A 25,622-nucleotide genomic window follows, 5' to 3' on the forward strand; every position below is an offset into this window, starting at 1 on the left:
TCGCCGCTGCCCACCCGGGCCGAGGTGTTCGACGTGGCCAACGCCGTGCTCGACGGCACCGACGCGGTGATGCTCTCCGCCGAGACCGCCGCCGGGCGCTTCCCGGTGGAGACCATCGAGGCGATGGACCGGGTCTGCCTGGGCGCCGAGCGGGAGAAGGTCGCCCAGGAATCCGGCCACCGCATCCACGAGGGTTTCTCGCGCATCGACGAGACCATCGCGCTCTCCGCCATGTACGCCGCCAACCACCTCTCGGGCGTGGCGGCCATCGCCTGCATGACCTCCACCGGCTACACGCCGCTGATTGCCTCGCGGATCCGCTCGGGGCTGCCCATCGTCGGGCTCGCCCACAGCCCAGTGGCGCAGCGGCGCATGGCGCTCTACCGTGGGGTGGTGTCGCTGCCCTTCGATACCCGTGACATGGCCCCCACCGAACTCAACGACCGGGCGCTGGCGCTGCTGGTGGAGAAGGGCATCGCCGCCCCCGGCGATCATGTAATCCTGACCCGGGGCGATCACATGAACGCCCACGGCGGCACCAATACCCTGAAGATCCTTGACGTGAACGAGCGCCACCGGAGCTGACGGCGGCCTGCGGGTCGTCTCGGGTCAGGCTGTATACAGGAAGGCTCGGGAGTGTGGCCAGTCGGCGCAAAAAGTGCGAAGGTGCCATCAGGATCATCATCGTCGAGACACGCCATGAGCCACTCCTGGAGGGAAGACGTCGAGGCCGCCGTAAAGGCGGGCGAGCGGATCAGCGACCGGCATATTGTCGACCAGGTGCGCCAGGCGGTGCTGACCCAGCGGCTGCCCCCCGGCACGCGCCTGCCCGAGGTGGTGCTGGGCGAGATCTTCGGAGTGAGTCGGTCGGTGGTGCGTCGCGCCCTGACCCGGCTGGCCGCCGACCACGTGGTCGACCAGCGCCCTAACCAGGTCTCCCGGGTGCGCGCCCCCAGCGTCGAGGAGACCCGCGAGACCTTCCACGCCCGTCGCCTGGTGGAGGGGGAGGTCGCCGCCCTGCTCGCCGGGCGCCTCAAGACCGATGCCCTCGACGCGCTTGCGACCGAGGCCGAGGCGGAGGCCGCGGCCCATGCGCGGGGCGATGAGCCGGCGCGCATCGGCCACTCCCTGGCGATCCACCACCGCCTCGCCGAGCTCTCTCCCAACCGGGTGCTGGGCGCCATGCTCACCGACCTGGTGCTGCGCACCTCCATCGTCATCGCCCTCTACAAGCGCGGCTCGCTGGCCTCCTGCTACCTGGCCGGAGACCACCCGCGCCTGCTCGATGCGCTGCGCAGCGGCGACGCCGAGGGCGCCCGCCAGGCGGTGGTCCAGCACCTGGAGAGCCTCGAGAGGCTGCTCGACCTCGGTCCCCGCGACAGCGGCACCGATCTCAAGGCGATCTTCGGCGCCGCCGCGGCGGAGGCCTGACCAGGCCCTTTCCCGGCCGGACCCCTGTGCCAGCGTTGGCGTAACGCCTTGTCGTGCCTCGGCCCCTGGCCGACAATGCGCGCATCGCGATTCCTCCGGAGACACCCATGCGCTCACGATGCGCGGCCTGGCTGCTTGGCCTGGCGCTGTTCTTCCCAGCAACGCTGCTCAAGGCCGACGTGCCGACCGTGGCGGCGGCCTCGGACCTTCAGTTCGCCCTCACCGAGGCGGCCGAACGCTTCCGCGCCGAGAGCGGCCGGGACCTGCGGCTGAATTTCGGCTCCTCCGGCAACTTCCGTCGCCAGATCCGCCAGGGGGCGCCCTTCGAGCTCTACCTCTCCGCCGACGAGGCCTATGTGCTGGCCCTCCACGAGGAGGGGCGCACCGAGGATGAGGGGGTGGTCTACGCCATCGGCCGGCTGGCCTGGCTGCAGCGCCCCGGCCGCGGCGATCTGCCGAAGGAGGGCGACCCCCTGGCCGGGGTGCGCGAGGCGATCAGCGCCCACGGCGCCGGGCAGGGCAGGCCACGCCTGGCGCTGGCCAACCCCGAGCACGCCCCCTACGGGGTGGCGGCCAGGCAGGTGCTGGAACATGCCGGGCTCTGGGAGGCGACGGCGCCGCTGAGGGTGCTGGGTGAGAACGTCTCCCAGGCCGCCCAGTTCGCGCTGACCAGCGACGCCCGGGGCGGCCTGGTGGCCTGGTCCCTGGCGCTGGCCCCGGCGATGGCCGAGCGCAGCGACCATGTGCTGATTCCCGAGGCCTGGCATGCCCCCCTGGTGCAGCGCATGGCGCTGGTCAAGGGGGCCGGCGAGACCGCGCGGGCCTTCTACGCCTGGCTGCAGGAGGAGGAGGGGCGGAGGATCCTGGCCGACTACGGCTTCCGTCTGCCGGATGAGTCCGGCGGACCCGACCACGCAGACGCGAGCCGCTGATGGACTGGACGGCCCTCACGGTCTCGCTGCGTCTGGCTGCCTTCACCTGCCTGCTGCTGCTGCCGGTAGGGCTGTGGCTGGGGCGCACCCTGGCCACCGCCCGCTTTCGCGCCAAGCCGCTGTGCGAGGCGCTCGTCGCCCTGCCGCTGGTGATGCCGCCCACGGTGCTGGGCTTCTACCTGATGCAGGCCTTCGGCGTCGAGGCGCCCTTCGGCGGGCTCTGGGCCCGGCTGTTCGGCTCGGGACTCAATTTCACCTTCACCGGCATCCTGATCGCCTCCCTGGTGGCCAACCTGCCCTTCGCGGTGCAGCCGATCCAGCGCGCCTTCGAGACGGTGCCGCCCAACCTGCGCGAGGCGGCCTGGTGCAGCGGGCTCTCGCCCTGGCAGACCCTGTGGCGTATCGAGCTGCCCCTGGTATGGCCGGGCATCGTCTCGGCCCTGGCGCTCACCTTCGCCCACACCCTCGGCGAGTTCGGGGTGATCCTGATGGTGGGCGGCGCCATCGACGGTGAGACGCGCACTCTGGCGATCGCCATCTACGACCGGGTGCAGGCCTTCGATGAGGCCGGGGCGGGCATCATGTCGGCGATGCTGCTGCTGGTCTCCTTCCTGACCATCGGCGTGGTCTACGGCCTGGCGGGCCGGCGGAGGTGGCGACGTGCCTGAGCGCCCTGGACCCCCGGCCTCGCTCTCGGTGAGCCTGCACCAGCCCGGCCCCATTCCTCTGGCGGCGGACTTCCATTGCGACGCCGGTGAGCTGCTCGCCCTGGTGGGGCCGTCGGGCAGCGGCAAGACTACCCTGCTGCGCGCCATCGCCGGGCTCTACCGCCCCTCGGCCGGGCATATCGCCTGCGGCGGCGAGGCCTGGTTCGACGCCGAGCGCCGGCTCTCCCTGCCGCCCCAGCGGCGCCGGGTGGGGCTGGTCTTCCAGGACTATGCGCTCTTTCCCCATCTGACTGCCCTGGGCAACGTCATGGTGGCGCTAGATCATCTGCCGCCCGGGGAGCGTCGCGAGCAGGCCATGGCCTGGCTCGCCCGAGTGCGCCTCGAGGGGCTGGCCAGCCGGCATCCGGCCGAGCTCTCCGGCGGCCAGCGCCAGCGGGTGGCGCTGGCCCGGGCCCTGGCGCGCAGCCCCCGGGTGCTGCTGCTCGACGAGCCCTTCTCGGCGGTGGATCAGGTCACCCGCCGTCGCCTGCAGCGCGAGCTGGCCATGCTGCGCGAGCAGATCCGCATCCCCATCGTGCTGGTGACCCACGACCTGGACGAGGCGGCGGCCCTGGCCGACCGGCTCTGCGTGCTGCACGGCGGCCGCAGCCTGCAGGCGGGACCGCCGGAGGCGCTGTTTCGCCGTCCGTCCTCGGCGGAGGTAGCCCGGGTGCTGGACCGCCACAACCTCTTCGAGGGCGAGGTGGTGGAGGAGGGCGGCGAGCGACGCCTCGCCTGGGGCCCCTGGCGGCTGGAAGTGGCAGAGGGGCTTGCGGCACTGCCCCTCGGCGGGCGGGTGAGCTGGTACCTGCCGCCCTCCGACGTGGTGCTGCACCGCCGTGATCGACCCTCCCAGGGCGAGCGCGAGAACCCGGTGGCGGCGCGGGTCGAATCGCTGGTGGTGCTGGGGGGGATCACCGAGGTGTCGCTGGCCTTCGACCATACTGAACGCACCCTGGGCTTCGAGATCGCCACCCATGCGGCGCGGCGCAATGGCCTGGCCAGGGGCGAGGCCGTCCAGGTCTCGCTGCTGGCGGCGGGAATCCACCTGATGCCGGGGCAGGACGTGCCGGACGAGACGAGGACGATGAGATGAGGCGAGCGTGGCAGTGGATCGGCGCCCTGGCGCTGTTGTCGAGTGTGCCCGTGGCAGGGGCGGCCGAGGAGCTAGACTCCGAGCGCCTGCGGACGCTGCCGCTGGTGGTGCATGCCGCCGAGGGACCGCAGCGTTTCGCGGTGGAGGTGGCGCGCACCATCCCCGAACGCAGCCGCGGCCTGATGGAGCGCGACCATCTCGACGAGGACGCCGGCATGCTGTTCCTCTACCGGGACCTCCAGTCGCCGCGCAACGGCTTCTGGATGTACCGCACCCGGATTCCGCTGGATATCGCCTTCATCGGCGAGGACGAGCGCATCGCCGCCGTGTTCACCATGTGGCCCTGCGGTTCGGCCAACCCCGCCGAGTGCCCGGTGACCTATCCCGGGGTGCCCTACCGCGCGGCGCTGGAGGTCAACGCCGGCCTGCTCGAGGCGCTGGGCATCGCCGAGGGCGACTGCGTCAGCTGGCCCGGCAGCGCCGGCTACTGCCTGCCCGAACCAGAGCCAGAACCAGAGTCGCGCGCCGAGAATGCGCCTCTCGACGGCGCCCCCCTCGACGAATAGGGGAGAGCCGCCGGGCTATCATTCAACGCAGCGCCTCGTAGAATATTTCTTTCCCATAACAACCATGCCGTCCGGCCTTCTGCCGGCTGGCCGCAGCAAGGACACGCCATGACCGCCACACGCACTCTCACCAAGCTGGCCGCCGCCCTGGCCGGTGCCGCCGTGCTCTCCGCCTCGCTCTCCGCCCAGGCCCGCGAGCTCTCCGTCTCCACCGTGCTCTCCGACGCCTTCCCCTGGGGCCAGGCCGCCGAGAAGTGGGCCGAACTCGTCGAGGAGCGCACCGAAGGCCGCCTCACCCTGCGCGTCTATCCCAACTCCCAGCTGGTGGCCGGCGACCAGACCCGCGAGTTCTCCGCCATGCGCTCCGGGCTGATCGACGCCGCCGTGGGCTCCACCATCAACTGGTCGCCCCAGGTGCCGGAGCTGAACCTCTTCTCGCTGCCCTTCTTCCTGCCCGACGAGGCGGCGGTGGACGCGGTGACCGGCGGCGCCGCCGGCGAGATGGTCTTCGAGGCGATCGAGTCCCGCGACGTCATCCCGCTGGCCTGGGGCGAGAACGGCTTCCGCCAGCTCTCCAACTCCCGCGGCCCGATCAGCGAGCCTGGCGACCTCGATGGCCTGAAGATCCGCGTGGTGGGCTCGCCGCTCTTCCAGGACACCTTCAACGCCCTGGGCGCCGACCCCACCCAGATGAGCTGGACCGACGCCCAGCCGGCGCTGACCACCGGCGCGGTGGACGGCCAGGAGAACCCGCTCTCGGTGTTCGACGTGGCGCGCATCGATCAGGTGGGCCAGCAGCACCTGACCCTGTGGAACTACATGAACGACCCGCTGATCTTCGCCGTGAACCGCCAGGTGTGGGACTCCCTGGACGAGGGCGACCGCGAGATCCTGCGCGAGGCGGCCATCGAGGCCGGCCAGTGGGAGATCGCCATGACCCGGGAGGAGGAGGGCGAGCGGCTGGCCGCCATCCAGGAGCGCGGCGTCACCGTCACCGAGCTGACTGACGAGCAGTACCAGGCCTTCGTCGAGGCCACCGCCGAGGTTCACGACAAGTGGGTGCCGCGCATCGGCGAGGCCCTGGTGGAAGCGGCCCGCGAGGCCGTCGAAGCACGCTGAGCCCCCGCCACACGCCACACTCGTCGCCCCCGGAAACGGGGGCGACGTCATTCATGAGGTCCCTATGACACCCTCTCCTGATGCCCGGCCGGAGCGCTGGCTCGCCTCCCTGGCGCTGATCATCATCGCGGTGATCAGCCTCGGCAACGTGGTCACCCGCTATATCACCGGGGGCTCGCTGGCCTTTACCGAGGAGTTCTCGGTCTTCCTGCTGGTGGTGCTCACCTTCGCCGGCGCCGCGGTGGCCCTGCGCCGCAACGGCCATATCCGCGTGGGCCTGCTGGAGCGGGCGCTGCCCGCCGCGCCGCGCCGTGCACTGATCCTCTTCCAGTGGAGCTGCGGCATGGCGGTGCTGGGGCTGATCACCTGGTTCGGCGGCAAGCTCGCCTGGCAGGAGTACCAGTGGGAGTCGCTCTCGCCGGGGCTGGGGCTGCCGCAGTGGTGGTACATCGTCTGGCTGCCGCTGCTCTCGGGCGTGATGATGATCCGCCAGACCCAGCAGACCCGGGACCGCCTGCGCGGGAGGCTCGATGATGAGCCCTGATCTGTGGATGCTACTGGCCTTCGCGGGCCTCTTGATCGCCGGGGTACCGGTGGCCTTCTCCCTAGGCCTGGCCGGCGCCGTGGGCATCCTGGCCGGGCTGCCGCCGGCCATGCTGGCCACCCTGGGCACCAACACCTACAACAGCATCGCCAAGTACCCGCTGATTGCCATCCCGCTGTTCATCCTCACCGGGCTGATCTTCGAGCGCTCGGGGGTGGCGCTGCGCCTGGTGCGCTTCGCCCAGGCGCTGATCGGCCCGCGCCACGGCGGGCTCGCCCTGGTGGCGGTGCTGGTGTGCATGATCATGGGCGGCATGAGCGGCTCGGGGCCGGCAGACGCCGCGGCGGTGGCCATGGTGATGCTGCCGAGCATGACCAAGGCGGGCTACCCCAAGCCCTTCTCGGCGACCCTGATCGCTGCCTCGGCCTCCACGGCGATCCTGATCCCGCCCTCGGTGGCGCTGATCCTCTACTCCATCGTGGTGCCGGGAGTCGACCTGCGCGCGCTTTTCGCCGCGGGGCTCTTTCCCGGGATCCTGGCCGGCCTGGCACTGCTGGTGCCGGCGCTGCTGGTGTCGAAGCGCTCTGGTTGGGAAGGTCGGGGCTGGGAAGGCGACACCCCGGTGGAAGGCGCCGAGCGCCTCAAGGTGGGGGAAACCTTCAAGCAGGCGCTGCCGGCGCTCTTCGCCCCGGTGCTGATCCTCGGCGGGCTGCGCTCCGGGCTCTTCACCCCCACCGAGGCGGCGGTGGTGGCGGTGGCCTACGGGGTGGCGATCGGTCTCTTCGTGACCCGCGAGATCGGCGTGCGCGACCTGTGGCGGCTGTTCGGCGAGGCGGCGGTGATCTCCGGCGTGGTGATGCTGATCATCGCGCTGGCCGGCATCTTCGCCTGGGCCGGCACCATGCTCGGCACCTTCCGTGACATGGCCCAGTGGATCATCGCGCTGACCGACAATGGGGTGCTGCTGCTGATCCTGATTATGTTGGCGGTGCTGGCCGCCGGCATGCTGCTCGACGCCATCTCCATCTACTTGATCCTGATGCCGATCCTGATCCCGGTGATGCAGCACTTCGAGTGGAACCCGGTGTGGTTCGGCATCCTGCTGGCCATGAACATCGCCATCGGCCAGTTCACGCCACCGGTGGCGGTGAACCTGATGGTGACCACCGAGGTGGCGAAGATCCGCCTGGAGCAGACGGTGGGCTGGGCGCTGCTCTTCGTGGTGGCCATGGGCGGTGCCCTGGCGCTGGTGGCGATCTTTCCCGAGATCGCCCTCTGGCTGCCGCGGACGCTGGGCTATAACGTGGGGTAGGGCGCTTGTGGCGCTCTTCACGCTGCCCCGAGATCGCCCTCTGGCTGCCGCGGACGCTGGGCTACAACGTGGGGTAGGGCGCTAGTCGCGTGCTTCGGGCTGCCCGGAGCTCGCACTGATCCTGGTCGGGGCCCCGCGTCTTCAGCGCCTCGCGGCGAAGCTGATCCGCCAGCCCGCCCGGTGAGCCGGGAGCGAACGAACTGTTGCGCCTTGTGCGTCGTTTCGCGACATTCGTTGCAAATCGGCGCATAAATTTGCACTTTTCTCACCGACTCTGTACCAATGGCCTCCCCCGATGAGAAGACGGCGGCGCTGCCTCCCTGGCCGGCGCCCCGGACAACGAAGAGGAGGCGAGATGAACCAGCGCGTCAATATCGAGCTCGGCAGCCCCGAGGCCGAGGCCTTCGAGGCCCGACAGTTCAAGGTCTACACCCACCGCCAGCTCGACAAGATCGAGGCGATACAGAACCTGCCTGACGACCTGCGCTTCGACATGCGGGTCGTCAGCCAGGTGCTGCCGTTTCGCGTCAACGAGTACGTGATCGATGAGCTGATCGACTGGAACAATATTCCCGCCGACCCGATCTTCCAGCTCACCTTTCCCCAGCGCGGCATGCTGCGCCCCGAGCACTTCGACGAGGTGGCCGAGCTAGTGCGCCGCGACGCCGATGCCGCCGAGATGAAGCCGGTGATCGAACGGGTTCGCAGCGAGCTCAACCCGCACCCGGCGGGGCAGATGGATCTCAACCTGCCGATGCTCGACGGTGAGCCGCTGCCCGGCATGCAGCACAAGTACCGCGAGACGGTGCTCTTCTTCCCGAGCCAGGGGCAGGTGTGTCACAGCTACTGCACCTTCTGCTTCCGCTGGGCGCAGTTCGTGGGCGACAAGGACCTCAAGTTCGCCTCCAGCGAAGCGGATTCCCTGCACCGCTATCTGGCCGAGCACACCGAAGTCACCGATCTGCTGATGACCGGCGGCGACCCCATGGTGATGAAGGCCAAGCATCTGAGGATGTACCTGGAGGGCCTGATGAAGCCCGAGCTGGATCACGTCCAGGATATCCGCATCGGCTCCAAGAGCCTCACCTTCTGGCCCTACCGCTTCGTCACCGACCCGGACGCCGAGGATCTCCTCGAGCTCTTCCGGGAGCTGACCGCGGCCGGCAAGCACGTCGCCTTCATGGCGCACTTCAACCACTGGAAGGAGATGGACACCCCCATCTGCCGCGAGGCGATCCGCCGTATCCGTGCCACCGGGGCCGAGATCCGCACCCAGGCGCCGCTGCTCAAGCACATCAACGACGACGCCGACCAGTGGGCGAAGATGTGGACCCAGCAGGTGCGCCTGGGCATGATCCCGTATTACCTGTTCGTAGAGCGCGACACCGGCGCCCGCCACTACTTCGAGGTGCCGCTGGTGCGCGCCTGGGAGATCTACCGCGAGGCGATGAAGCAGGTGCCGGGCCTGGCGCGGACGGCGCGTGGCCCGTCGATGTCCGCCGATCCCGGCAAGGTGGAGATCCAGGGCGTCACCGAGATCAACGGCGAGAAGGTCTTCGTGCTGCGCTTCATCCAGGGCCGCGACCGCGACTGGGTGCAGCGTCCCTTCTTTGCCAAGTACGACGAAGCGGCCACCTGGCTCAACCATCTGGAACCGGCGCTGGGGGAGAGCGAGTTCTTCTTCGAGGCCGAGTTCGCCGCCATGAAGGACGAGAAGCAGGCGCTGATCATGAAGGCGTCCTGAGCCGGTCCCTCCCCTGCATATCGAAAACCGCGCTTCGGCGCGGTTTCCTGTTTCTGCGCGTGAGAGAGCAAACGCCTCATAAACGTTGGGGACTCCTAGACTGAGGGGTACAATGCCCCCCGCGTTGACCGAGGTCGTTACCCGCTAGGGTTTTTTTCCGCTAAAGTAGTATGGAGTGGTGGATCGACGGATGCATGCCGTCTCTGCCTGATGTTTGCCTACAATGAATGCAATAAGAGGTGTCTTCATGAAACGCCATGCTTTCTCGGCTGCTGCCTTCTCCGGCGCCCTGCTCGGTGCTGCGATGTTCTCGGCCCCGGCCGTGGCCCAGGATCGCTTCATCACCATCGGCACCGGCGGTCAGACCGGCGTCTACTACGTGGTCGGCCAGTCGGTGTGCCGCATGGTCAACCGCGGCAGCGACGAGCACAACATCCGCTGCAACGCTCCCTCCACCGGCGGTTCCGTGGCCAACGTCAACGGCATGAAGAGCGGCGAGCTGGACATGGGCGTGGTGCAGTCCGACGTCCAGTATCGCGCCTACCACGGCGAGGACAGTTTCGCCGAGGATGGCGCCTGGGAAGAGATGCGGGCCGTCTTCACCATGCACGGTGAGCCGCTGACCGTGGTGGCTCGCGCCGACTCCGGCATCGAGCACATCAGCGACTTCCCGGGCAAGCGCGTCAACATCGGCAACCCGGGTTCCGGCCAGCGCAACACCATGAACGTCGTCATGGAGGCCATGGGCTGGGATACCAGCGTCTTCTCCCTGGCCTCCGAGCTGGATGCCGCCGAGCAGGCCGCGGCCCTCTCCGACAACAACATCGATGCCATGGTCTATGTGGTGGGCCACCCCAACGGCTCCATCCAGGAGGCGACCACCACTATCGATGCCCGCCTGATTCCGGTGACCGGCCCGGAGATCGAGGGGATAATCGAGGCCAACCCCTACTACACCCATGCGGTGATTCCGGGCGGCATGTATCGCGGCAACGACGAGGACGTCGAGACCTTCGGCGTGGCGGCGACCTTCGTCTCCTCCACGGCGGTGGATGAGGAGATTGTCTACGAGACCGTCAAGGCGGTATTCGAGAACTTCGATCGCTTCAAGCGTCTGCACCCGGCCTTCGAGAACCTGGACGAGGAGAGCATGATCTCCGACGGTCTCACTGCGCCGCTGCACGACGGGGCCGCCCGCTACTATCGTGAGCGTGGCTGGATCGAGTGATCCCGGCCCGATAACGGGGAAGGTTTCCCTTCCGCTACTGGATGCGCGGCTTCCTCCCGGGAGTCGCGCATTCGGGTTTTTACTACCCATTCTTCTCCAGGGGAAAGGCAAGACACCATGGCAGGACCCTTGACTCGGTGGCTGGATCACACAGGCAGGAACCGCTTATGACAAACGACAAGCAGAGACCGCAGGGCTCGGAGGTCGATCTCGAGGAGATGGTGGCCTCTACCGACTCCGGGGCACGCAAGCCGCTGGGGGCCCCCGGCAAGCTGTTGGTGGGCATCGCCGCGGCCTGGTCGCTGTTCCAGTTGTGGATCGCCTCGCCCTTGCCCTTTCTCTTCCGGTTCGGGGTCTTCAACGCCACCGAGGCGCGCTCCATCCACCTAGCCTTCGCGCTCTTCCTGGCCTTCATGGCCTATCCGGCGCTGAAGCGCTCGCCCCGCGACCGCATCCCGATCCAGGACTGGCTCTTCGCGGCGGTGGCGGCCTTCTGCGGCGCCTACATCTTCCTCTTCTACGACCAGCTCTCGAACCGGCCGGGGGCGCCGATCACCCAGGACGTGATCGTCGGCATCGTCGGTATCGTGATGCTGCTGGAGGCGACCCGGCGGGCCCTGGGGCCGCCGCTGATGATCGTCGCCTCGGTGTTCATCCTCTACTCGCTGTTCGGCCCCTACATGCCGGGCATCCTGGCCCACCGTGGGGTCAGCTTCAACGGCCTGGTCAACCACCAGTGGCTGACCACCCAGGGGGTGTTCGGCATTGCGCTCGGGGTCTCGACCAGCTTCGTGTTCCTGTTCGTGCTGTTCGGCGCGCTGCTCGACAAGGCCGGGGCCGGCAACTACTTCATCAAGGTGGCCTTCTCGCTGCTGGGCCACTACCGGGGCGGCCCGGCCAAGGCGGCGGTGGTGGCCTCCGGCATGACCGGCCTGATCTCCGGCTCCTCCATCGCCAATACCGTGACCACCGGCACCTTCACCATCCCGATGATGAAACGCGTCGGCTTCTCGGCGGAGAAGGCCGGCGCCGTGGAGGTCTCCTCCTCGGTGAACGGCCAGATCATGCCGCCGGTGATGGGTGCCGCGGCCTTCCTGATGGTGGAGTACGTCGGCATCCCCTACGTGGAGGTGATCAAGCACGCCTTCCTGCCGGCGTTGATCTCCTATATCGCGCTGATCTACATCGTCCATCTGGAGGCGCTCAAGGCCAACATGCAGGGGCTGCCGTCGAGCAACCCGGCGCGCCCCTTCCTCAACAAGGTGATCGGCTTCCTGACCGGGCTGCTGCTGCTGATGGCGCTCTCCTTTGCCGTGTACTACGGGCTTGGCTGGCTCAAGCCGGTGCTCGGCGATGCCACCCCCTGGGTGGTGGCCGTGGCGCTGACGGCGGCCTACGTCGGCCTGCTCAAGGTGGGCGCCAACTACCCGGAGCTCGAGCTCGACGACCCGAGCTCCAAGGTGGTCAAGCTGCCCCAGACCCGCCCCACGGTGATGGTGGGCCTGCACTACATCCTGCCGGTGATCGTGCTGGTGTGGTGCCTGATGGTGGAGCGTCTCTCGCCGGGCCTCTCCGCCTTCTGGGCGACGGTGTTCATGATCTTCATCATGATCACCCAGCGGCCCCTGATCGCGCTCTTCCGTGGTCGCAGCAAGGTCGCCGCGGACATCAAGGAGGGCTTCAAGGACCTGTGGGACGGCCTGGTGGCCGGCGCGCGCAACATGATCGGCATCGGCATCGCCACCGCGGCGGCGGGCATCATCGTCGGCGCGGTCTCCCAGACCGGCGTCGGCCTGGTGCTGGCCGACGTGGTGGAGATCCTCTCCATGGGCAACCTGATGCTGATCCTGCTGCTCACCGCGCTGCTCAGCCTGATCCTCGGCATGGGCCTGCCCACCACCGCCAACTATATCGTGGTCTCCGCGCTGATGGCGCCGGTGATCGTGATGCTGGGGCAGCAGAACGGCCTGATCGTGCCGCTGATCGCGGTGCACCTGTTCGTCTTCTACTTCGGCATCATGGCCGACGTGACGCCCCCGGTGGGCCTGGCCTCCTTCGCGGCGGCGGCGGTCTCCGGCGGTGACCCGCTGCGCACCGGCTTCCAGGCCTTCTACTACAGCCTGCGCACCGCGGCACTGCCCTTCCTGTTCATCTTCAATACCGACCTGCTGCTGATCGACGTGACCTTCCTGCAGGGGATCGTGATCTTCATCATTGCCACCATCGCCATGCTGATCTTCGCGGCGGGCACCCAGGGCTTCATGATCGTGCGCAACCGCTGGTACGAGTCGGTGCTGCTGCTGCTGGTGGCCTTCACCCTGTTCCGCCCCGGCTTCTGGATGGACAAGATCCATGACCCCTACGAGTCGGTGCCCCCCAGCCAGTTCGTCCAGGCCCTGGGTGATGTGGAGGACGGCAGCAACCTGCGGGTGCAGATCGCCGGCGAGGATGCCTTCGGCGATCCCATGACTATCTATGTGCTGGTGCCGGTGCCCCGCGGCGATACCGGCGAGGAGCGCATGGAGCGTCTCGGCATGGAGCTCTGGGTCGATGGCGATCAGGCCACGGTGGACTTCGTGGAGTTCGGCAGCCTGGCGGCCGACCTGGGATTCGACTTCGACCAGGAGATCCTCGAGGTGCTGGCCCCGGTGGATCGCTGGGCCAAGGAGTGGATGTGGATACCGGGCTTCCTGGTGTTCGGCCTTGTCGTGCTGCTGCAGCGTCGCCGGCGTGAGCCCGGCGCTACCGCCGCCACCGCCTGAGGAGGGAGAAGACCATGTACCACAAGATCCTGATGCCGGTGGACCTCAACGAGGAGAGCTCCTGGAAGAAGGCGCTGCCCACGGCGGTGACCCTGTGCCGTACCTTCGGGGCGTCCCTGCACGTGCTGACGGTGTTGCCGGACTATCGAATGCCGCTGGTGGGCTCCTTCTTTCCGAAGGACTTCGCGAAGAAGGCGCATCAGGCGGTGTCCGAGGCCCAGCGCCAGTTCATCCAAGAGCATGTCCCGGATGATATCAAGGTGCAGAGCGTGATCGTGGATGGTTCGCCCTGGGAGGCGATCATCAAGGCGGCCAAGAAGCTTGAGGTCGACCTGATCGTGATGGCCTCCCACAACAAGCGCAAGTTCGCCGACTACGTGCTGGGTCCCAACGCCGAACACGTGGTGCACCACTCCAAGATATCGGTGATGATCGTGCGGTAAGCGGCCGCTCTCCACGGGCGCCCCCGGTGCCCCCTTGCAGCGCAGGCGCCCCGGCCAACTGGCTGGGGCGCCTGCGTTCGGGTGGGTGAAGTCGCCGATCAGCCGACGCTGAGTCTCGCCTCGTAGCGGGCGCTCTCGCCGCTGTCGTCCTGCCATTCGATGACCAGCTCGGCGTCCTCCTGCGGCGCCAGGTAGAAGCGCAGGTAGGGGTTGGCCGATATTGACTGGTGGAGGTCGGCGGCGAAGACGGTCTCGCCGTCGAGGGTCACGGTGAAGCGCTCGATGATGTGGCGCGGCAGCGTCTCGCCGTCGCTGCCCTCGCGCAGCCCGGTCTCCATGGGGTGGCTGATCAGGGTGCGAACCTCGCCGGGCACGCCGGCGGTGAAGCGCTCGGGCAGGCTGACCCGCGGGTTGGTCAGCGGCTCGGGGCCCTGGTCGTCACCGCGCATCAGGCAGCCGCTGACGGTGATGCGTACCTCTCGGGCGGTGGCGAAGGTCTCGCCCTGCTGGGTGCGTGCGATGGCGATCACCTGCTGGGTCTCGTTGAGGCGCACCCGAGTGGAGATCTCCGGCAGGCCGGCCGCGGGGCTGAGCGAGAAGCTGGCGATCTCGGGAGAGGGGTTGCCGGTGGCGAAGAGGTGGATCTCGGTCAGGTAATCGTCGTCGGCGAGGCTGCCGTCGAAGCTGATGGTGAGGGGGACGGCCGAGCCGTCTTCCGACACGAGGGGCAGATCGAGGACCAGCCCTTCGGTAGCCGGGGTGGTGCCCCCGAGCAGCTCGCTGGCGGCCTCCAGGCGCTGCCAGGGGCCATCGGCCAGCGCCATTGGCGAGAGGAGCATCAGGCCGGCACCGATCAGCAGGCGGCGTCGTGAGAGCAGGCGTCGGGTCAGGGGCATGAGCAATTTCCTGGAAGGTGATTCAGGTTGTCGAATTGGACAGCGAAAGCGTTCCCTTGATCCCCAGCCAGGCGCCGATGAGGATCCCGGCCAGGGCGGCGAAGGTGGGCAGCGCCAGGGTCGAGAAGCCCGACAGCCCCTGGCCGATGGAGCAGCCCAGGGCCAGTACGCCGCCGATGCCCATCAGGGCGCCGCCGGCCATGCTGCGCCCCATATGGCCGGGACCACTGAAGCCCTGCCAGCGGAAGTCGCGACGGGCGAGTGCCATCACCAGGGCGCCCGCCAGCACTCCGGCCACCACGCTGACGCCGAAGCCGAGCCGGCTGCCGGTGGAGAGCATGGCGTACTGCAGGCTGTCGGCGATGGGGGCGATGAAGGTGAGGGTAGCCAGACGCACCGGCTCGAAGTCGTCGCTGCCCAGCACGCCGGTAGCGTACCAGCCGGCCGGCACCAGGGCGCCGATGGCAAGCCCGCCCAGCCACTCCCGGGGGCTTTCGCGGAAGTCGCGGCTGGAGAGTGCCCAGGCGCTGAGCGCGCCGCCCAGTACCAGGGCCACCAGCCAGGCGGGCACGCCGAGCAGACCGGGCAGATCTCGGGCGGGGAGGGCGAGGGTGGTGGTGCCCTCGAGCCAGACGCGCAGCGGGGCGAGCAGGCCGGAGAGCGTCATGGCGGCCGCGAGGCCCAGGCACATCAGCACCACGAAGCTTCTCAGATTGCCGCTGCCCAGCAGCACCAGTGAGCGGGCGCCGCAGCCGTTGGCCAGCACCATGCCGTAGCCGAACAGCGCGCCGCCCAGCGGCACCGCCAGCCAGGAGGCGCTGGTCGGCAGGTAGAGGGCGCTCCCCAGCGACAGGACGCCCATGGCCACGAGCGCCTGGCTGCCCAGCAGCGCCACGGCCATGGCCAGGGCGAAGGCGCGCAGCTTGAGAGTGTCGCCTCGCGTCCAGGCGTTGGCCAGGCTGCGCATCAGGCAGAAGCCCGTAGCCTGGGCGGTGGCGCCGAAGGCCAGGCCGATCACCAGGCCCGACCAGGCCACCAGCTCGGTATGGCTCATGGGAAACTCCTCGATCCATCAACGAAACGGGGCCACCCGGAGGTGGCCCTTGGCATCATACCATTGCCGCTCCCGGGTCAGGCGCTGGTGCCCCAGGTGTCCTGGCAGATGGCGTTGTACCAGCCCACGGCGTACTCGGCTTCCAGGGCGCGGATATGGTCCGGAGCGTCGGCCAGACTGAGCCCGCCGGCGCCCTCCACCTCGGCGATGACGCCTTCCTGGACCCGATAGACCCCGGCCACCGAGATGCCGTACTCGGGGCCGATCAGGCTGTAGCAGGTGTTGGTCCAGTAGGGCTCCGGGGCGGTGCGCCCCGAGAGGTCCGCGGCGATGGCGGCGGCCACCACCTTGGCCTGGTTGTTGGCGCAGAAGCCCGACTTGGGCATCGGCGCGGCTACCGTGGCATCGCCCACCACATAGATGTCGCGGACCCGCTGCGACTCGAAGGTCTCGGCCTTGACCGGCACCCAGCCGGACTCATCGGTGACGCCGGCGCGCTCGGCGATCCAGCCCGCCTTCTGGGGCGGGATCACGTTGAGCACATCGGCCCGGTGGCGGGTGCCGAACTCGGTCTCCACCTCGAGGTTCTCGGCATCCACCCGGGTCACGCGGCCGTCGCCGGAGAGGCCCACCCACTCGATGCGGTCGCCGTAGAGGCGCTCCCAGCCGGCGGTGAACAGCCCCTGCTTGGAGAAGTTGTCCTTGGCGTCGAGGATCAGCACCTTCGAGTTGGGCTTATGCTGGCTGAAGTAGTGGGCCACCATGCTGGCGCGCTCGTAGGGTCCCGGCGGGCAGCGGAAGGGGTTCTCGGGGGCCACCATCACGAAGGTACCGCCGTCGTCCATCTCCTCGAGCTGGCGGCGCAGCAGCTCGGACTGGGCGCCGGCCTTCCAGGCGTGGGGCGCGAGCTCGGCGGCCGCCTCGTCGTACCCCTCGAGGGCGTTCCAGCGGAAGTCGATGCCCGGCGAGAGCACCAGGCGATCGTAGGCCAGGGTCTCGCCGTTGGAGAGGCGCACGCGGTGCCCGTCGGGGTCGACGTCCTCGGCCAGGGCATGCACCACCCGCACGCCGTAGCGATCGCGCAGTTCGTCATAGCCGTGGGCGATGGAGCGCATGTCGCGCAGGCCGCCCAGGAAGAGGTTGCTGAACGGGCAGGTGTAGAAGACCTCCGCGGGCTCCACCAGGGTGACCTCGATGGCCGGGTTGGCCCGCTTGAGGTATTTGGCGGCGGTGGCGCCGCCGAAGCCGCCACCGATCACCACCACGCGGCCGGCGGAGCCATTGGCGATGGCGAAGGGGGCAATACCGCCCAGCAGGGGCAGGGCCGAGGCGGCGCCGATGCCCTGCAGGAAGCGACGCCGGGAAACGCCCTGGCGTTGGGAATCATGACTCATGGGGCCTCCTCAGGGCGCGTCGATGGTGGCGAAGTGGCCGGCCAGCGCCGAGAGTTCCTCGTCGCTGAAGCCGCGGGCGATACGGTTCATCACCGTGGTGTCCGGAATCTCATCGCGCTTGAAGGCGAGCAGGCGCGACTCCAGCACGGCCTGGGGCCGGCCGGCGATGGCGGGCACCGGACCGGAGAGGCGGCCATCGGTGCCGTGGCAACTGGCGCAGCCCCCGGCCATCACCTCGAGCTGCTCGCGGGAGAATTCATCATCGGCATGGGCGGCCAGGGCCAGGCCGCCAAGTAGCAGGGCCCCCAGCAGGGAGACCGCCATGGGTCGTGGCAGGGTCATCGTCAGGTTCCTTGGGCTGGGCCCCGAGGGGGCTTTTCTTCTGGTTCTGGTCTGGAGTTATGGCAGAACGCCATGCTAGGGCAGCCATGGCCAGTCTGACAAAGAACCAATCGTGATCAGCTTATGTATCTCACGCCGGAAAGCGTGGAATTCGCGAGGGTGGCCAGGCGGCAGGATTGACTCCGGTCAACTACATTAATTCTGAGTTAACTGGTTAAGGCGGCATTAGGTCGCAGGCCGGTGCCGGAACCGTCCCGCGGGAAGCGGGAATTACATGGCGCAACAGGGGTGACACCATGAACGCGGCAACAACAAAAGCGGATCACAAGGCTGCAGCGCCCAGGGTCAAGATCACCATCAACCCGGTGGGCATGGATCGGCCGAGGGCCTGGCTGGCGGCCGGCATCGAGGATTTCCGCCAGGCCACGGCGGTGAGCCTCGCCTACGGCATGTTCTGGGTGGGCCTGAGCATCGCCATCACCGCCGGGGCCATCACCCTGGGGCTTTGGCACTGGCTGCTGCCCATGGTGGCAGGCTTCATGTTCATCGGCCCGCTGGTGGCGGTGGGTTCCTACGGCGTCAGTCGCGCCCTGGAGGCGAATCGGGCTCCCCACCTGGGAGATGCCTTCGGGGCCTGGCGGCCTCACGCCGGCCAGCTCGCAATGATGGGCGTGATGATGATGATCTTCTTCCTGGCCTGGATTCGGCTGGCGACCCTGCTCTTCGCCCTCTTCTTCGGTTTCGAGGTGCCGAGCCCGGCCACCCTCTACTCCGCCCTGCTGACTACCCCCGAGGGCCTCGGGATGATCGCCGTGGGCAGCGTGCTGGGGGGCATCCTCGCCTTCGGCGCCTTCGCCATCAGCGTGGTGGCCATTCCGACCCTGATGCACCACGACCTCACCTTCATGGAGGGCATCGAGGCCAGCGTGCGTTCCGTGGGGCGCAACTTCCGCCCGATGCTGCTGTGGGCGGCGATCCTGACCGGCTGTGTGCTTGTCGGTGTGCTGACCTTCTACATCGGCCTGGCGCTGATCCTGCCGGTGCTGGGCTTCGCCAGCTGGCACGCCTACGAGGATCTGGTGCGTGTCGACGTGATCGAGGAGGACGGCGAACTGCACGGCTGAGCCCGCTCGCCCTGCCGGGGCCAGGGCACTATGCTGGGGGCGTTGACGCCCCCCTTTTCGTTGCTGGCGCCATCCCGGCCCCCACAAGGTGATGCCATGCCGATACTTCGCCCGCTTGCCTGCCTCCTGCTCCTGTTTCCCCTGGTGCCGCTGCATGCCCAGACGCTGTCGCCCGCGGGCGGAGGCCAGACCATTGCCCATGAGCTCGATGCCTGCCTGGCGGAGGCCCAGTGGCTGTCCGAACCCGCCCTGGCGTGTGCCCGGGAGGCCGGGATACGCTGGGAGGAGGAGGTGGAGCGCCTCGGTGCACGGCTCGACAAGGTGCTCGGGCGGGAGGCGCGCCTGGCCCTGGAGGCCTCTCGGGCGGCCTGGGAAGAGGGGCGAGAGGCCGACCTGGCTCTGGTCGAGGCCTATCATGGTCAGCTCGCCGAGGCGCGGCTGGGCGACCCGGACCTGCTGCCGCTGTCCCGGCAGCTGCACCGTAACGCCGTGTGGGAGCAGCGTGCCCGCTATCTGCAGCGGCTGCTGGAGGGCCTCGAGGAGCAGCGGCCTGACCCGGTCCGGGAGAGCCCCTGACGGCAACGGGCAGATCATCCCTTTTCCTAACTGATCTTTGTCTTCTGATCGGGTAGGCTTGTGCCACTCCCGGATCTCTCCACAGGATTGCCCTCCATGCGCCAACGCATCCTGCCCCTGCTGCTTGCCCTGGTGTCACTCTCGTGCCTGGCGCCGTCCGCCGTCGCCGAGGAGACGCTGCCGGCGCCGAGCGGCGAGGTGCTGCTCACCATCAGCGGCAACCTCGACTTCCCCAATGGGGAGGACGAGGCCCGCTTCGATCGCGAGATGCTGATGGCCATCGCGCCCACCGTAATCGAGACCCGCACCCCCTGGCACGCCGACCGCGGCCGCTACGAGGGCCCGCTGCTGCGGGAGGTGCTGGCGGCCGCCGGCGTGCGCAGCGATCGTGTCCTGGTGCGGGCGCTCAACGACTTCGAGGCGGAGATCCCGCTCGCCGACCTCCACGACTATGACGTCATCCTGGCCATGAGTCGCAACGGCTCGCCGATGCAGATCCGCGAGTTCGGCCCGCTGTTCGTGCTCTATCCCTTCGACGACCACCCGGAGCTGCACAACGAGTCCGTGCGCTTTCGTTCGGTGTGGCAGGTCGTGCACATTCACGCCCCCTGAGGGCCCGCTATCGGGAGCGTCCCATGCTGCGCCTGCCCCTGCGCGTCAAGCTCGGCGCCATCAGCGCGCTGCTGCTGCTGGCGGCGGCGCTGGTGGTGGTAGGCCTGGTCTCCTGGCGCCAGGACAGCCTGGCCCAGAGCGTGGGCGGGGATGCCTCCTGGCACGCCTACAAGCTCGACCGCGACGTGGTGCAGCTGCGCAACTACCTGGCGCAGCCGGACGCCGACCATGCGGGCCTGGCGCTGCGCTTCGAGCTCTTCTACAGCCGGCTCTTCCTGATGCGAGGGGGGGGCGATATCACCGAGCTGCTGGCCACGATTCCCGCGGCCAGCGCTCTGCTGGACGAGATCGAGCAGCGCATCGATGCCCTCGACCTCATGATCGATGCGCTCGAGGCGCTGCACGAGAGCGACCGCCTTGCCCTGGACCAGCACCTCGATACCCTGGGCAATCGTACCGAGCGGCTGGTGATCGCCATCAATGGCCACCTGGCCGAGACCGCCACCCGTGAGCGTGGCCAGCTGCAGCGGCTCTATGCCCTGCTGCTGGTGCTGATCCTGGCGATGAGCCTCTCGGCCATGCTGGTGGCGATGATGCTGTTCCGCGAGGCCCGTGACAACGCGGCGGCGCGTCGCGACCTGGAGGTGCTGAGCCGTGAGCTGGAGGCGACCGCTCGGCGGGCGGAGTCGGCCAACGAGGCCAAGTCGGACTTCCTGGCCACCGTCAGCCACGAGATCCGCACCCCGCTCAACGGGGTCATCGGCATGAGTGATGTGCTGCTGGAGCATCGGCTCGAGGGGGAGGCGCGCCAGTGCGTGACCACCATCCGCGACAGCGCCGGGTTGCTGCTGGAGCTGATCAACGACCTGCTGGATTTCTCCAAGATCGAGGCGGGGCGCCTGGAGCTGGAGCAGCGCGCCCTGGCGCTGGATGAGCTTGTCGATGGCGTGGTGGCGCTGCTGGCGCCGCGCGCCGAGGCTCGCGGCGTGGCATTGCGGAGGCGGCTGGACCCGCAGCTGCCGGCACGGGTACTGGCCGATCCGGGGCGACTGCGCCAGGTGTTGATCAACCTGGTCTCCAACGCGGTGAAGTTCACCGAGCAGGGCGACATTCGCCTGGAGGTGAGCGCCGAAGGAGGCGGGCGACTCCGCTTCGAGGTGGTGGATACCGGCTGCGGTATCGCCCCCGAACAGCTCTCGCGGATCTTCGAGCCGTTCCGGCAGGGCGATGCCTCCACCGCTCGACGCTTCGGTGGCACCGGACTGGGCCTGGCGATCTGTCGCCGGCTGGTGGATGCCATGGGAGGGCGCATCGAGGTCGCCAGCGAGCCCGGGGTGGGCAGCCGCTTCTGGTTCGTACTGTCGCTGGCGACCGCCGAGGCGCCTGACCCGGACGTGCTGCCGGTGGCAGGGCGTTCTCGCCATCTGGACCTTCATAGCACCCGCCTGCTGGTAGTGGAGGACAATCCCGTCAATCAGCAGGTGGCCAGGGCCATGCTGGAGCGCCTTGGCTGTTCGGTCACCATGGCTGACTCCGGTGCGGCCGCCCTGCAGCTGGCAGCGGCAGGCCGCTTCGACCTGATCTTCATGGATATCCAGATGCCGGATATGGACGGCCTGGAGGTGACGCGTCGGCTGCGCGCCCGTGATGGCTGGACGGGCCAGGTGCCGATCGTGGCGATGACGGCCGGTGGTCCCGGGGGCGAGCAGGGCCGCTGCCTGGCCACCGGTATGAACGGCTACCTCACCAAGCCGCTGCGCCAGGAAGAGCTGCTGGAGGCGCTGTTCCGCCACCTGGGCGGAGGGGGCGCGCAGGAGCACGGGCGCGCCGCGATGCCCGCCTCCGGGCGCGACAGCCTGATCGATCCGCTGACGCTGCAGGCGCTGCGTGACTCCCTGGGCGAGGAGGGGCTGGCGTCGCTGGTGGCGCTCTTCGGCGATCAGGTCGAGGCGCGCCTGGCGACCCTCGTGCGAGCCCTCGGCGAGGGCGATCTGGAGGAGGCGCAACATGCGGCTCACCAGCTCAAGGGAGAGTCGGCGAGCCTGGGGGCCGTCAAGGTGGCCGGCCTCGCCACGCGCCTCGAGCGCCTGGCCCAGTCCGATGACCGGCAGGCGGCCCGGGGGCTGCTGGGCGAGCTGAGGCGCTGCCTGGAGGCCACCATGGCGGCACTGGAGGCCTGGCGGGTGCCGCCGAACCGCTGAATCTGGCGTTTGTGGGGCGGATGCCGGGGCGCCTACACTGGGGCGAGCGTCGACACCGGAGTTCGCCATGCCAGATGCCACGCGCCTCTCCCCCGCTGTTGCACAGGCCGGCGCGTCCCCACTGCGCACCGCGGTCAGCCACCGCTCCGACCCGGCCGAGGCCGTGGCGGAGCTCGCCGCCGAGCTGCGACACGGGTCGCTGGGCTTCGTGCTCTTCTTCTGCAGCGTCGAGTATCCGCTCGAGGCCCTCTCCCATGCCCTCCGGAACGCCTTCGAAGGGCTGCCCATGGCCGGCTGCACCACGGCAGGCGAGATCACCCCCGCGGGCTACGCCCGGGGCGGGATCGTGGCGATCGGCTTCGATCGGCGCCACTTCGTGCCGGCGACGGCCCTGGTGGAGCGGCTGGATGCCTTCGACCTGCCCCGCGCCCAGCGGCTGGTGGATGATCTCCTCGGGCGATGTCGCGAGCGGGCCCTGGCGCCCCTGGCCGGCAACAGCTTCGTGGTGACCCTGCTCGATGGCCTCTCGAGCAGCGAGGAGAGCGTGATCGCGACCCTCGATGCCGCCCTCGGCAGCATTCCCAGCTTCGGCGGCTCGGCAGGCGACGACAACCGGCTCGCCCGCACCCACGTCTTCTGTGACGGGCGGTTTCACGCCGAGGCGGCCGTGGTGTTGCTGGTCAACACCCCGCTGCCCTTCGAGGTCTTCTCCACCCACCACCTGAGGCCCCGGCACGAGAAGCTGGTGGTCACCGGCGTCGACCGGGAGTCGCGGCGGGTGCTGGAGCTTAATGCGGCCCCCGCCGTGGCGGCCTATGCCCAGCTGGTGGGGCAGCCTGTGTCACGGCTCGGCCCGGAACTGTTCGCCCGGCATCCGCTGGCGGTGCGCATCGGCGACCACTACTACGTGCGCTCCATCCAGCGGGTCAACGAGGACGGCAGCCTGAGCTTCTACTGTGCGGTGGAGAACGGTATCGTGCTCACGGCCATGGCCTGTGCCCCGATCCATGACGATCTGGCCCAGACCCTCGAGGGCCTCGAGAGCCGCCTGGGCGCCACCGAGCTGGTGATCGGCTGCGACTGCTTCCTGAGGCGCCTGGAGCTCGAGGTGCTGGGCCAGGAGGCCGAGGTCTCGGGCCTGCTGAGCCGGTGCCGGGTGATCGGCTTCAACACCTACGGGGAGCAGTACCATGGCATGCACATCAACCAGACCTTCACCGGGGTGGCCATTGGCACCGCTCGACCCGACGACGCTGCCTGAGGCGCCCGCGGCTCGGGCGGCCCTGCTGGCCGAGGAGAACGCCCGCCTGCGGCGCATCTGTGCGGCACTGATCGAGCGGGTGGAGTCCAGCGGTGTGCCCGGCGGGGCACCCTATGCGGCCTTCGAGCACTCGGTGCTGCTGGCCGAGCAGGTCCGCGAGCGCACCGAGACCCTGCAGCGCACCCTGGGAGAGCTGCACCGGGCCAAGGCGGAGGCCGAGGCGGCCAACCTCTCCAAGACCAAGTTTCTCGCCGCGGTGAGTCATGACCTGCTGCAGCCGCTCAACGCCGCGCGGCTCTTCGCCAGCGCCCTGGAGGGGCAGCCGCTGCCGCCGGGCTCCCGCCGGCTGGTCGGCAACATCGGGCGCTCGCTCAAGGACGTCGAGTCGCTGATCGGCAGCCTGGTGGACATATCGCGGCTCGATGCCGGGGTGCTCAGGCCGGACGTGGCCAGCTTCCCCGCCGAGGAGCTGCTCGGGGTGCTGGCCGAGGAGTATCGCCAGCTGGCCGCCAGCCGCGGCCTCGAGCTGCGCTATGTGCCGACCCGGGCGGTGATCGCCTCCGACCTGGCGCTGCTGGCGCGGGTGGTCCGCAACTTCCTGAGCAATGCCGTGCGCTATACCCGCCAGGGGCGCATCCTGCTCGGCTGCCGCCGTCGTCCCGAGGGGCTTGAGATCCTGGTCGGCGATACCGGGCCGGGCATCGCCCCGGCCCAGCAGCGGCTGATCTTCGAGGAGTTCCGTCGCCTCGGGGCGGCCGAGGAGGGCGACGACCGCGGCCTGGGCCTGGGGCTGGCCATCGTCGAGCGCATCGGCGGCATGCTCGGCCACCCGCTCGGGCTGGTCTCGCGGCCGGGGCACGGCGCGCTGTTCTCGGTCACCGTACCCTACGGCGAGCGCGCCGCCCCCGGGGTGGCGGTGCGCGATGAGGCGCCGGCGCCCCTGGCGGGGGCGCGGGTCTGGGTGATCGACAACGACGCCGATATCCGCGACGGCATGGCGGCGCTGCTCGGCGGCTGGGGCTGCCGGGTGGCGTGTGTTGCCTCCCCGGAGGCGCTCTCGGGGCCGGCGCCGGCGGCGCTGCTGGTGGACTACCATCTCGGCGAACGGCGCCCCGACGGGCTTTCGGTGGCCCGGCGGCTGCGCGAGCGCCATCCGGGGCTGCCGGTGGTGGTGATCACCGCCAACCACGACGCCGCCCTCAAGGCCCACATCCGCGAGGCCGGCTTCGAGTGCCTGCTCAAGCCGCTCAAGCCGTTGCGGCTGCGCCTGCTGCTGGGGGCGCTGCTGGAGGCTCAGCGACCGCGGCGTTCGGCCCGGTAGGCGGCGAGGTCCAGCTGGCCGGCGAGCAGCACCGCCTGCACCCGACTCTTCACTCCCAGGCGACGCAGGATCGCCGAGACATGGGTCTTCACCGTGGTCTCGGCGATGTCGAGCTCGCGGGCGATGCCCTTGTTGGAGTCGCCACGGTGCAGGCGCTCGAGCACCTCCAGCTGCTTGTCGGTGAGGCGTGCCAGGCGCGTCTCCAGGGTGGCGGACAGCGAGCGGTCGGCTGGAGGGGGCGTGGCGGGCGGGCGGCGCATCACCTGGGGCGGCAGGTAGAGGTCGCCCTCCAGGATGCGTTCGAGGGCCGCCAGCAGGTCCTCCCGGGGCGTCGACTTGGGGATATAGCCCACCGCGCCGAGCTCGATCGCCTCGAGCACGGTGCGCCGGTCCTGCTCGGCGGAGAGGATCGCCACCGGCAGCCCCGGCAGCACCTCCCGCAGGCGACACAGTCCGTCGAGCCCCTCGGCGTCGGGCAGGTTCAGGTCCAGCAGCAGCAGGTCGAGATCGGCCTCGAGCCGTTCGGCCTGCTGCATGGCCTGGGCCAGGCTGTCGGCCTCCAGCAGGCGGCTCTCCGGTAGGCCGGCGGCGATCACCGCGGCGATCGCCTCGCGGAATAGCGGGTGGTCGTCGGCGACCATCAGGGTGGTCATAGGGCACTCCTTTCCTGGCCCTCCTACCAAGGGAGGAGGGCGTCTCATGCCACCGGAGTATGTCCCAGATCGGGGTGGCGACCAAGACTGGAGAGGCATAGCGATCATAACCACAACACTCAGGAGCCATGCCATGATCTACGCCAATCCCGGCGAGTCCGGTGCCGTCGTCACCTTTGAGCAGCGCTACGGCAACTACATCGGCGGGGAGTTCGTGCCCCCGGTGAAGGGCCAGTACTTCGACAACATCAGCCCGGTCAATGGCCAGGTGTTCTGCCAGGTCCCGCGCTCGAGTGCCGAGGAC

24 protein-coding genes and 1 pseudogene are annotated in these 25,622 nt (G+C 69.1%); 20 read left to right on the top strand and 5 right to left on the bottom strand.

The features are described from left to right. From DER72_RS09895 to DER72_RS09955, 13 genes are all read left to right on the top strand, one after another. On the top strand, positions 1–585 hold a 585-nt coding region (locus tag DER72_RS09895), incomplete at its 5' end, for a pyruvate kinase (RefSeq protein WP_258306265.1). Between the two features lie 114 nt (positions 586–699). After that, positions 700–1,431, top strand: coding sequence for a GntR family transcriptional regulator (locus DER72_RS09900; RefSeq protein WP_110069832.1), 732 nt, complete (start codon positions 700–702; stop codon positions 1,429–1,431). 107 nt (positions 1,432–1,538) lie between these two features. Further along, on the top strand, positions 1,539–2,363 hold the full coding sequence (gene modA / locus DER72_RS09905; protein ID WP_110069833.1) for a molybdate ABC transporter substrate-binding protein: 825 nt from the start codon (positions 1,539–1,541) through the stop codon (positions 2,361–2,363). Then, positions 2,363–3,031, top strand: coding sequence for a molybdate ABC transporter permease subunit (gene modB, locus DER72_RS09910; protein WP_110069834.1), 669 nt, complete (start codon positions 2,363–2,365; stop codon positions 3,029–3,031). Before modA ends, modB begins: the two co-directional genes overlap by 1 nt. After that, a complete protein-coding gene (locus tag DER72_RS09915) occupies positions 3,024–4,166 on the top strand; it encodes an ABC transporter ATP-binding protein (protein WP_110069835.1) in 1,143 nt (380 codons plus the stop codon). The genes modB and DER72_RS09915 overlap by 8 nt, the downstream gene beginning before the upstream one ends. Next, positions 4,163–4,732, top strand: a complete 570-nt coding sequence (locus DER72_RS09920) for a DUF192 domain-containing protein (protein ID WP_110069836.1) — start codon at positions 4,163–4,165, stop codon at positions 4,730–4,732. The genes DER72_RS09915 and DER72_RS09920 overlap by 4 nt, the downstream gene beginning before the upstream one ends. A gap of 108 nt (positions 4,733–4,840) precedes the next feature. After that, positions 4,841–5,851 carry a DctP family TRAP transporter solute-binding subunit gene (locus tag DER72_RS09925; protein ID WP_110069837.1) on the top strand — a complete coding sequence of 337 codons (1,011 nt, stop codon included), beginning with the start codon at positions 4,841–4,843 and terminating at the stop codon, positions 5,849–5,851. Positions 5,852–5,915: 64 nt separating this feature from the next. Further along, positions 5,916–6,395, top strand: a complete 480-nt coding sequence (locus DER72_RS09930; protein ID WP_110069838.1) for a TRAP transporter small permease — start codon at positions 5,916–5,918, stop codon at positions 6,393–6,395. Next, positions 6,385–7,707: a TRAP transporter large permease gene (locus DER72_RS09935; protein WP_110069839.1), complete on the top strand. Its 1,323-nt coding sequence runs from the start codon at positions 6,385–6,387 to the stop codon at positions 7,705–7,707. The genes DER72_RS09930 and DER72_RS09935 overlap by 11 nt, the downstream gene beginning before the upstream one ends. Before the next feature lie 355 nt (positions 7,708–8,062). Then, positions 8,063–9,451, top strand: a complete 1,389-nt coding sequence (locus DER72_RS09940) for a KamA family radical SAM protein (RefSeq protein WP_110069840.1) — start codon at positions 8,063–8,065, stop codon at positions 9,449–9,451. 247 nt (positions 9,452–9,698) lie between these two features. After that, a complete protein-coding gene (locus DER72_RS09945) occupies positions 9,699–10,679 on the top strand; it encodes a TAXI family TRAP transporter solute-binding subunit (protein ID WP_110069841.1) in 981 nt (326 codons plus the stop codon). A gap of 167 nt (positions 10,680–10,846) precedes the next feature. Then, a complete protein-coding gene (locus DER72_RS09950) occupies positions 10,847–13,441 on the top strand; it encodes a TRAP transporter permease (protein ID WP_110069842.1) in 2,595 nt (864 codons plus the stop codon). Positions 13,442–13,455: 14 nt separating this feature from the next. Beyond that, positions 13,456–13,884: a universal stress protein gene (locus DER72_RS09955; protein ID WP_110069843.1), complete on the top strand. Its 429-nt coding sequence runs from the start codon at positions 13,456–13,458 to the stop codon at positions 13,882–13,884. A gap of 98 nt (positions 13,885–13,982) precedes the next feature. On the opposite strand, the gene soxZ is transcribed toward DER72_RS09955, so the two are convergent. The 4 genes from soxZ to DER72_RS09975 form a co-directional block, all read right to left on the bottom strand. Beyond that, the gene (gene soxZ, locus DER72_RS09960; protein WP_110069844.1) at positions 13,983–14,780 is read right to left on the bottom strand and encodes a thiosulfate oxidation carrier complex protein SoxZ; all 798 of its coding nucleotides are present in this window, start codon (positions 14,778–14,780) and stop codon (positions 13,983–13,985) included. Positions 14,781–14,802: 22 nt separating this feature from the next. Further along, positions 14,803–15,834 (bottom strand): YeeE/YedE family protein, encoded by a 1,032-nt coding sequence (locus DER72_RS09965; protein WP_110069845.1) that lies wholly within the window; start codon positions 15,832–15,834, stop codon positions 14,803–14,805. A gap of 77 nt (positions 15,835–15,911) precedes the next feature. Beyond that, positions 15,912–17,228, bottom strand: a complete 1,317-nt coding sequence (locus DER72_RS09970) for an FCSD flavin-binding domain-containing protein (RefSeq protein WP_110069846.1) — start codon at positions 17,226–17,228, stop codon at positions 15,912–15,914. A 9-nt stretch (positions 17,229–17,237) separates the two neighbouring features. Continuing rightward, positions 17,238–17,570 carry a c-type cytochrome gene (locus DER72_RS09975; RefSeq protein WP_110069847.1) on the bottom strand — a complete coding sequence of 111 codons (333 nt, stop codon included), beginning with the start codon at positions 17,568–17,570 and terminating at the stop codon, positions 17,238–17,240. A 296-nt stretch (positions 17,571–17,866) separates the two neighbouring features. Here DER72_RS09975 and DER72_RS09980 point away from each other — a divergent pair, with 296 nt between their 5' ends. The 6 genes from DER72_RS09980 to DER72_RS10005 all read left to right on the top strand — a co-directional run bounded on the left by DER72_RS09980 (position 17,867) and on the right by DER72_RS10005 (position 24,665). Then, positions 17,867–18,694 (top strand): DUF2189 domain-containing protein, encoded by an 828-nt coding sequence (locus tag DER72_RS09980; RefSeq protein WP_110069848.1) that lies wholly within the window; start codon positions 17,867–17,869, stop codon positions 18,692–18,694. Between the two features lie 96 nt (positions 18,695–18,790). Beyond that, a complete protein-coding gene (locus DER72_RS09985) occupies positions 18,791–19,270 on the top strand; it encodes a hypothetical protein (RefSeq protein ID WP_110069849.1) in 480 nt (159 codons plus the stop codon). Between the two features lie 96 nt (positions 19,271–19,366). Next, positions 19,367–19,882, top strand: coding sequence for a molybdopterin-dependent oxidoreductase (locus tag DER72_RS09990; RefSeq protein ID WP_110069850.1), 516 nt, complete (start codon positions 19,367–19,369; stop codon positions 19,880–19,882). Positions 19,883–19,905: 23 nt separating this feature from the next. Next, on the top strand, positions 19,906–22,083 hold the full coding sequence (locus DER72_RS09995) for an ATP-binding protein (protein WP_110069851.1): 2,178 nt from the start codon (positions 19,906–19,908) through the stop codon (positions 22,081–22,083). Between the two features lie 67 nt (positions 22,084–22,150). Continuing rightward, positions 22,151–23,344, top strand: coding sequence for a nitric oxide-sensing protein NosP (gene nosP, locus DER72_RS10000; RefSeq protein ID WP_110069852.1), 1,194 nt, complete (start codon positions 22,151–22,153; stop codon positions 23,342–23,344). Beyond that, entirely contained in the window at positions 23,274–24,665 is a 1,392-nt protein-coding gene (locus tag DER72_RS10005; RefSeq protein WP_110069853.1) for a hybrid sensor histidine kinase/response regulator, read from the top strand. The genes nosP and DER72_RS10005 overlap by 71 nt, the downstream gene beginning before the upstream one ends. Here the strand turns inward: DER72_RS10005 and DER72_RS10010 are convergent. After that, the gene (locus tag DER72_RS10010; protein WP_110069854.1) at positions 24,638–25,318 is read right to left on the bottom strand and encodes a response regulator transcription factor; all 681 of its coding nucleotides are present in this window, start codon (positions 25,316–25,318) and stop codon (positions 24,638–24,640) included. The genes DER72_RS10005 and DER72_RS10010 overlap by 28 nt on opposite strands. Before the next feature lie 133 nt (positions 25,319–25,451). On the opposite strand from DER72_RS10010, the pseudogene DER72_RS10015 reads away from it, so the two are divergent. After that, a pseudogene (locus tag DER72_RS10015) lies at positions 25,452–25,622 on the top strand (aldehyde dehydrogenase); the annotation flags it as partial.

The sequence above is a fragment of the Halomonas sp. A11-A genome (assembly GCF_003182195.1).
Taxonomy (GTDB): domain Bacteria; phylum Pseudomonadota; class Gammaproteobacteria; order Pseudomonadales; family Halomonadaceae; genus Halomonas; species Halomonas alkalicola.

Coding starts and splice junctions, on each gene's coding strand:
- DER72_RS09900 (WP_110069832.1), top strand. CDS start 700: ATGAGCCACTCCTGGAGGGAAGACGTCGAGGCCGCCGTAAAGGCGGGC.
- modA (WP_110069833.1), top strand. CDS start 1,539: ATGCGCTCACGATGCGCGGCCTGGCTGCTTGGCCTGGCGCTGTTCTTC.
- modB (WP_110069834.1), top strand. CDS start 2,363: ATGGACTGGACGGCCCTCACGGTCTCGCTGCGTCTGGCTGCCTTCACC.
- DER72_RS09920 (WP_110069836.1), top strand. CDS start 4,163: ATGAGGCGAGCGTGGCAGTGGATCGGCGCCCTGGCGCTGTTGTCGAGT.
- DER72_RS09925 (WP_110069837.1), top strand. CDS start 4,841: ATGACCGCCACACGCACTCTCACCAAGCTGGCCGCCGCCCTGGCCGGT.
- DER72_RS09930 (WP_110069838.1), top strand. CDS start 5,916: ATGACACCCTCTCCTGATGCCCGGCCGGAGCGCTGGCTCGCCTCCCTG.
- DER72_RS09935 (WP_110069839.1), top strand. CDS start 6,385: ATGAGCCCTGATCTGTGGATGCTACTGGCCTTCGCGGGCCTCTTGATC.
- DER72_RS09940 (WP_110069840.1), top strand. CDS start 8,063: ATGAACCAGCGCGTCAATATCGAGCTCGGCAGCCCCGAGGCCGAGGCC.
- DER72_RS09945 (WP_110069841.1), top strand. CDS start 9,699: ATGAAACGCCATGCTTTCTCGGCTGCTGCCTTCTCCGGCGCCCTGCTC.
- DER72_RS09950 (WP_110069842.1), top strand. CDS start 10,847: ATGACAAACGACAAGCAGAGACCGCAGGGCTCGGAGGTCGATCTCGAG.
- DER72_RS09955 (WP_110069843.1), top strand. CDS start 13,456: ATGTACCACAAGATCCTGATGCCGGTGGACCTCAACGAGGAGAGCTCC.
- soxZ (WP_110069844.1), bottom strand. CDS start 14,780: ATGCCCCTGACCCGACGCCTGCTCTCACGACGCCGCCTGCTGATCGGT.
- DER72_RS09965 (WP_110069845.1), bottom strand. CDS start 15,834: ATGAGCCATACCGAGCTGGTGGCCTGGTCGGGCCTGGTGATCGGCCTG.
- DER72_RS09970 (WP_110069846.1), bottom strand. CDS start 17,228: ATGAGTCATGATTCCCAACGCCAGGGCGTTTCCCGGCGTCGCTTCCTG.
- DER72_RS09975 (WP_110069847.1), bottom strand. CDS start 17,570: ATGACCCTGCCACGACCCATGGCGGTCTCCCTGCTGGGGGCCCTGCTA.
- DER72_RS09980 (WP_110069848.1), top strand. CDS start 17,867: ATGAACGCGGCAACAACAAAAGCGGATCACAAGGCTGCAGCGCCCAGG.
- DER72_RS09985 (WP_110069849.1), top strand. CDS start 18,791: ATGCCGATACTTCGCCCGCTTGCCTGCCTCCTGCTCCTGTTTCCCCTG.
- DER72_RS09990 (WP_110069850.1), top strand. CDS start 19,367: ATGCGCCAACGCATCCTGCCCCTGCTGCTTGCCCTGGTGTCACTCTCG.
- DER72_RS09995 (WP_110069851.1), top strand. CDS start 19,906: ATGCTGCGCCTGCCCCTGCGCGTCAAGCTCGGCGCCATCAGCGCGCTG.
- nosP (WP_110069852.1), top strand. CDS start 22,151: ATGCCAGATGCCACGCGCCTCTCCCCCGCTGTTGCACAGGCCGGCGCG.
- DER72_RS10005 (WP_110069853.1), top strand. CDS start 23,274: ATGGCATGCACATCAACCAGACCTTCACCGGGGTGGCCATTGGCACCG.
- DER72_RS10010 (WP_110069854.1), bottom strand. CDS start 25,318: ATGACCACCCTGATGGTCGCCGACGACCACCCGCTATTCCGCGAGGCG.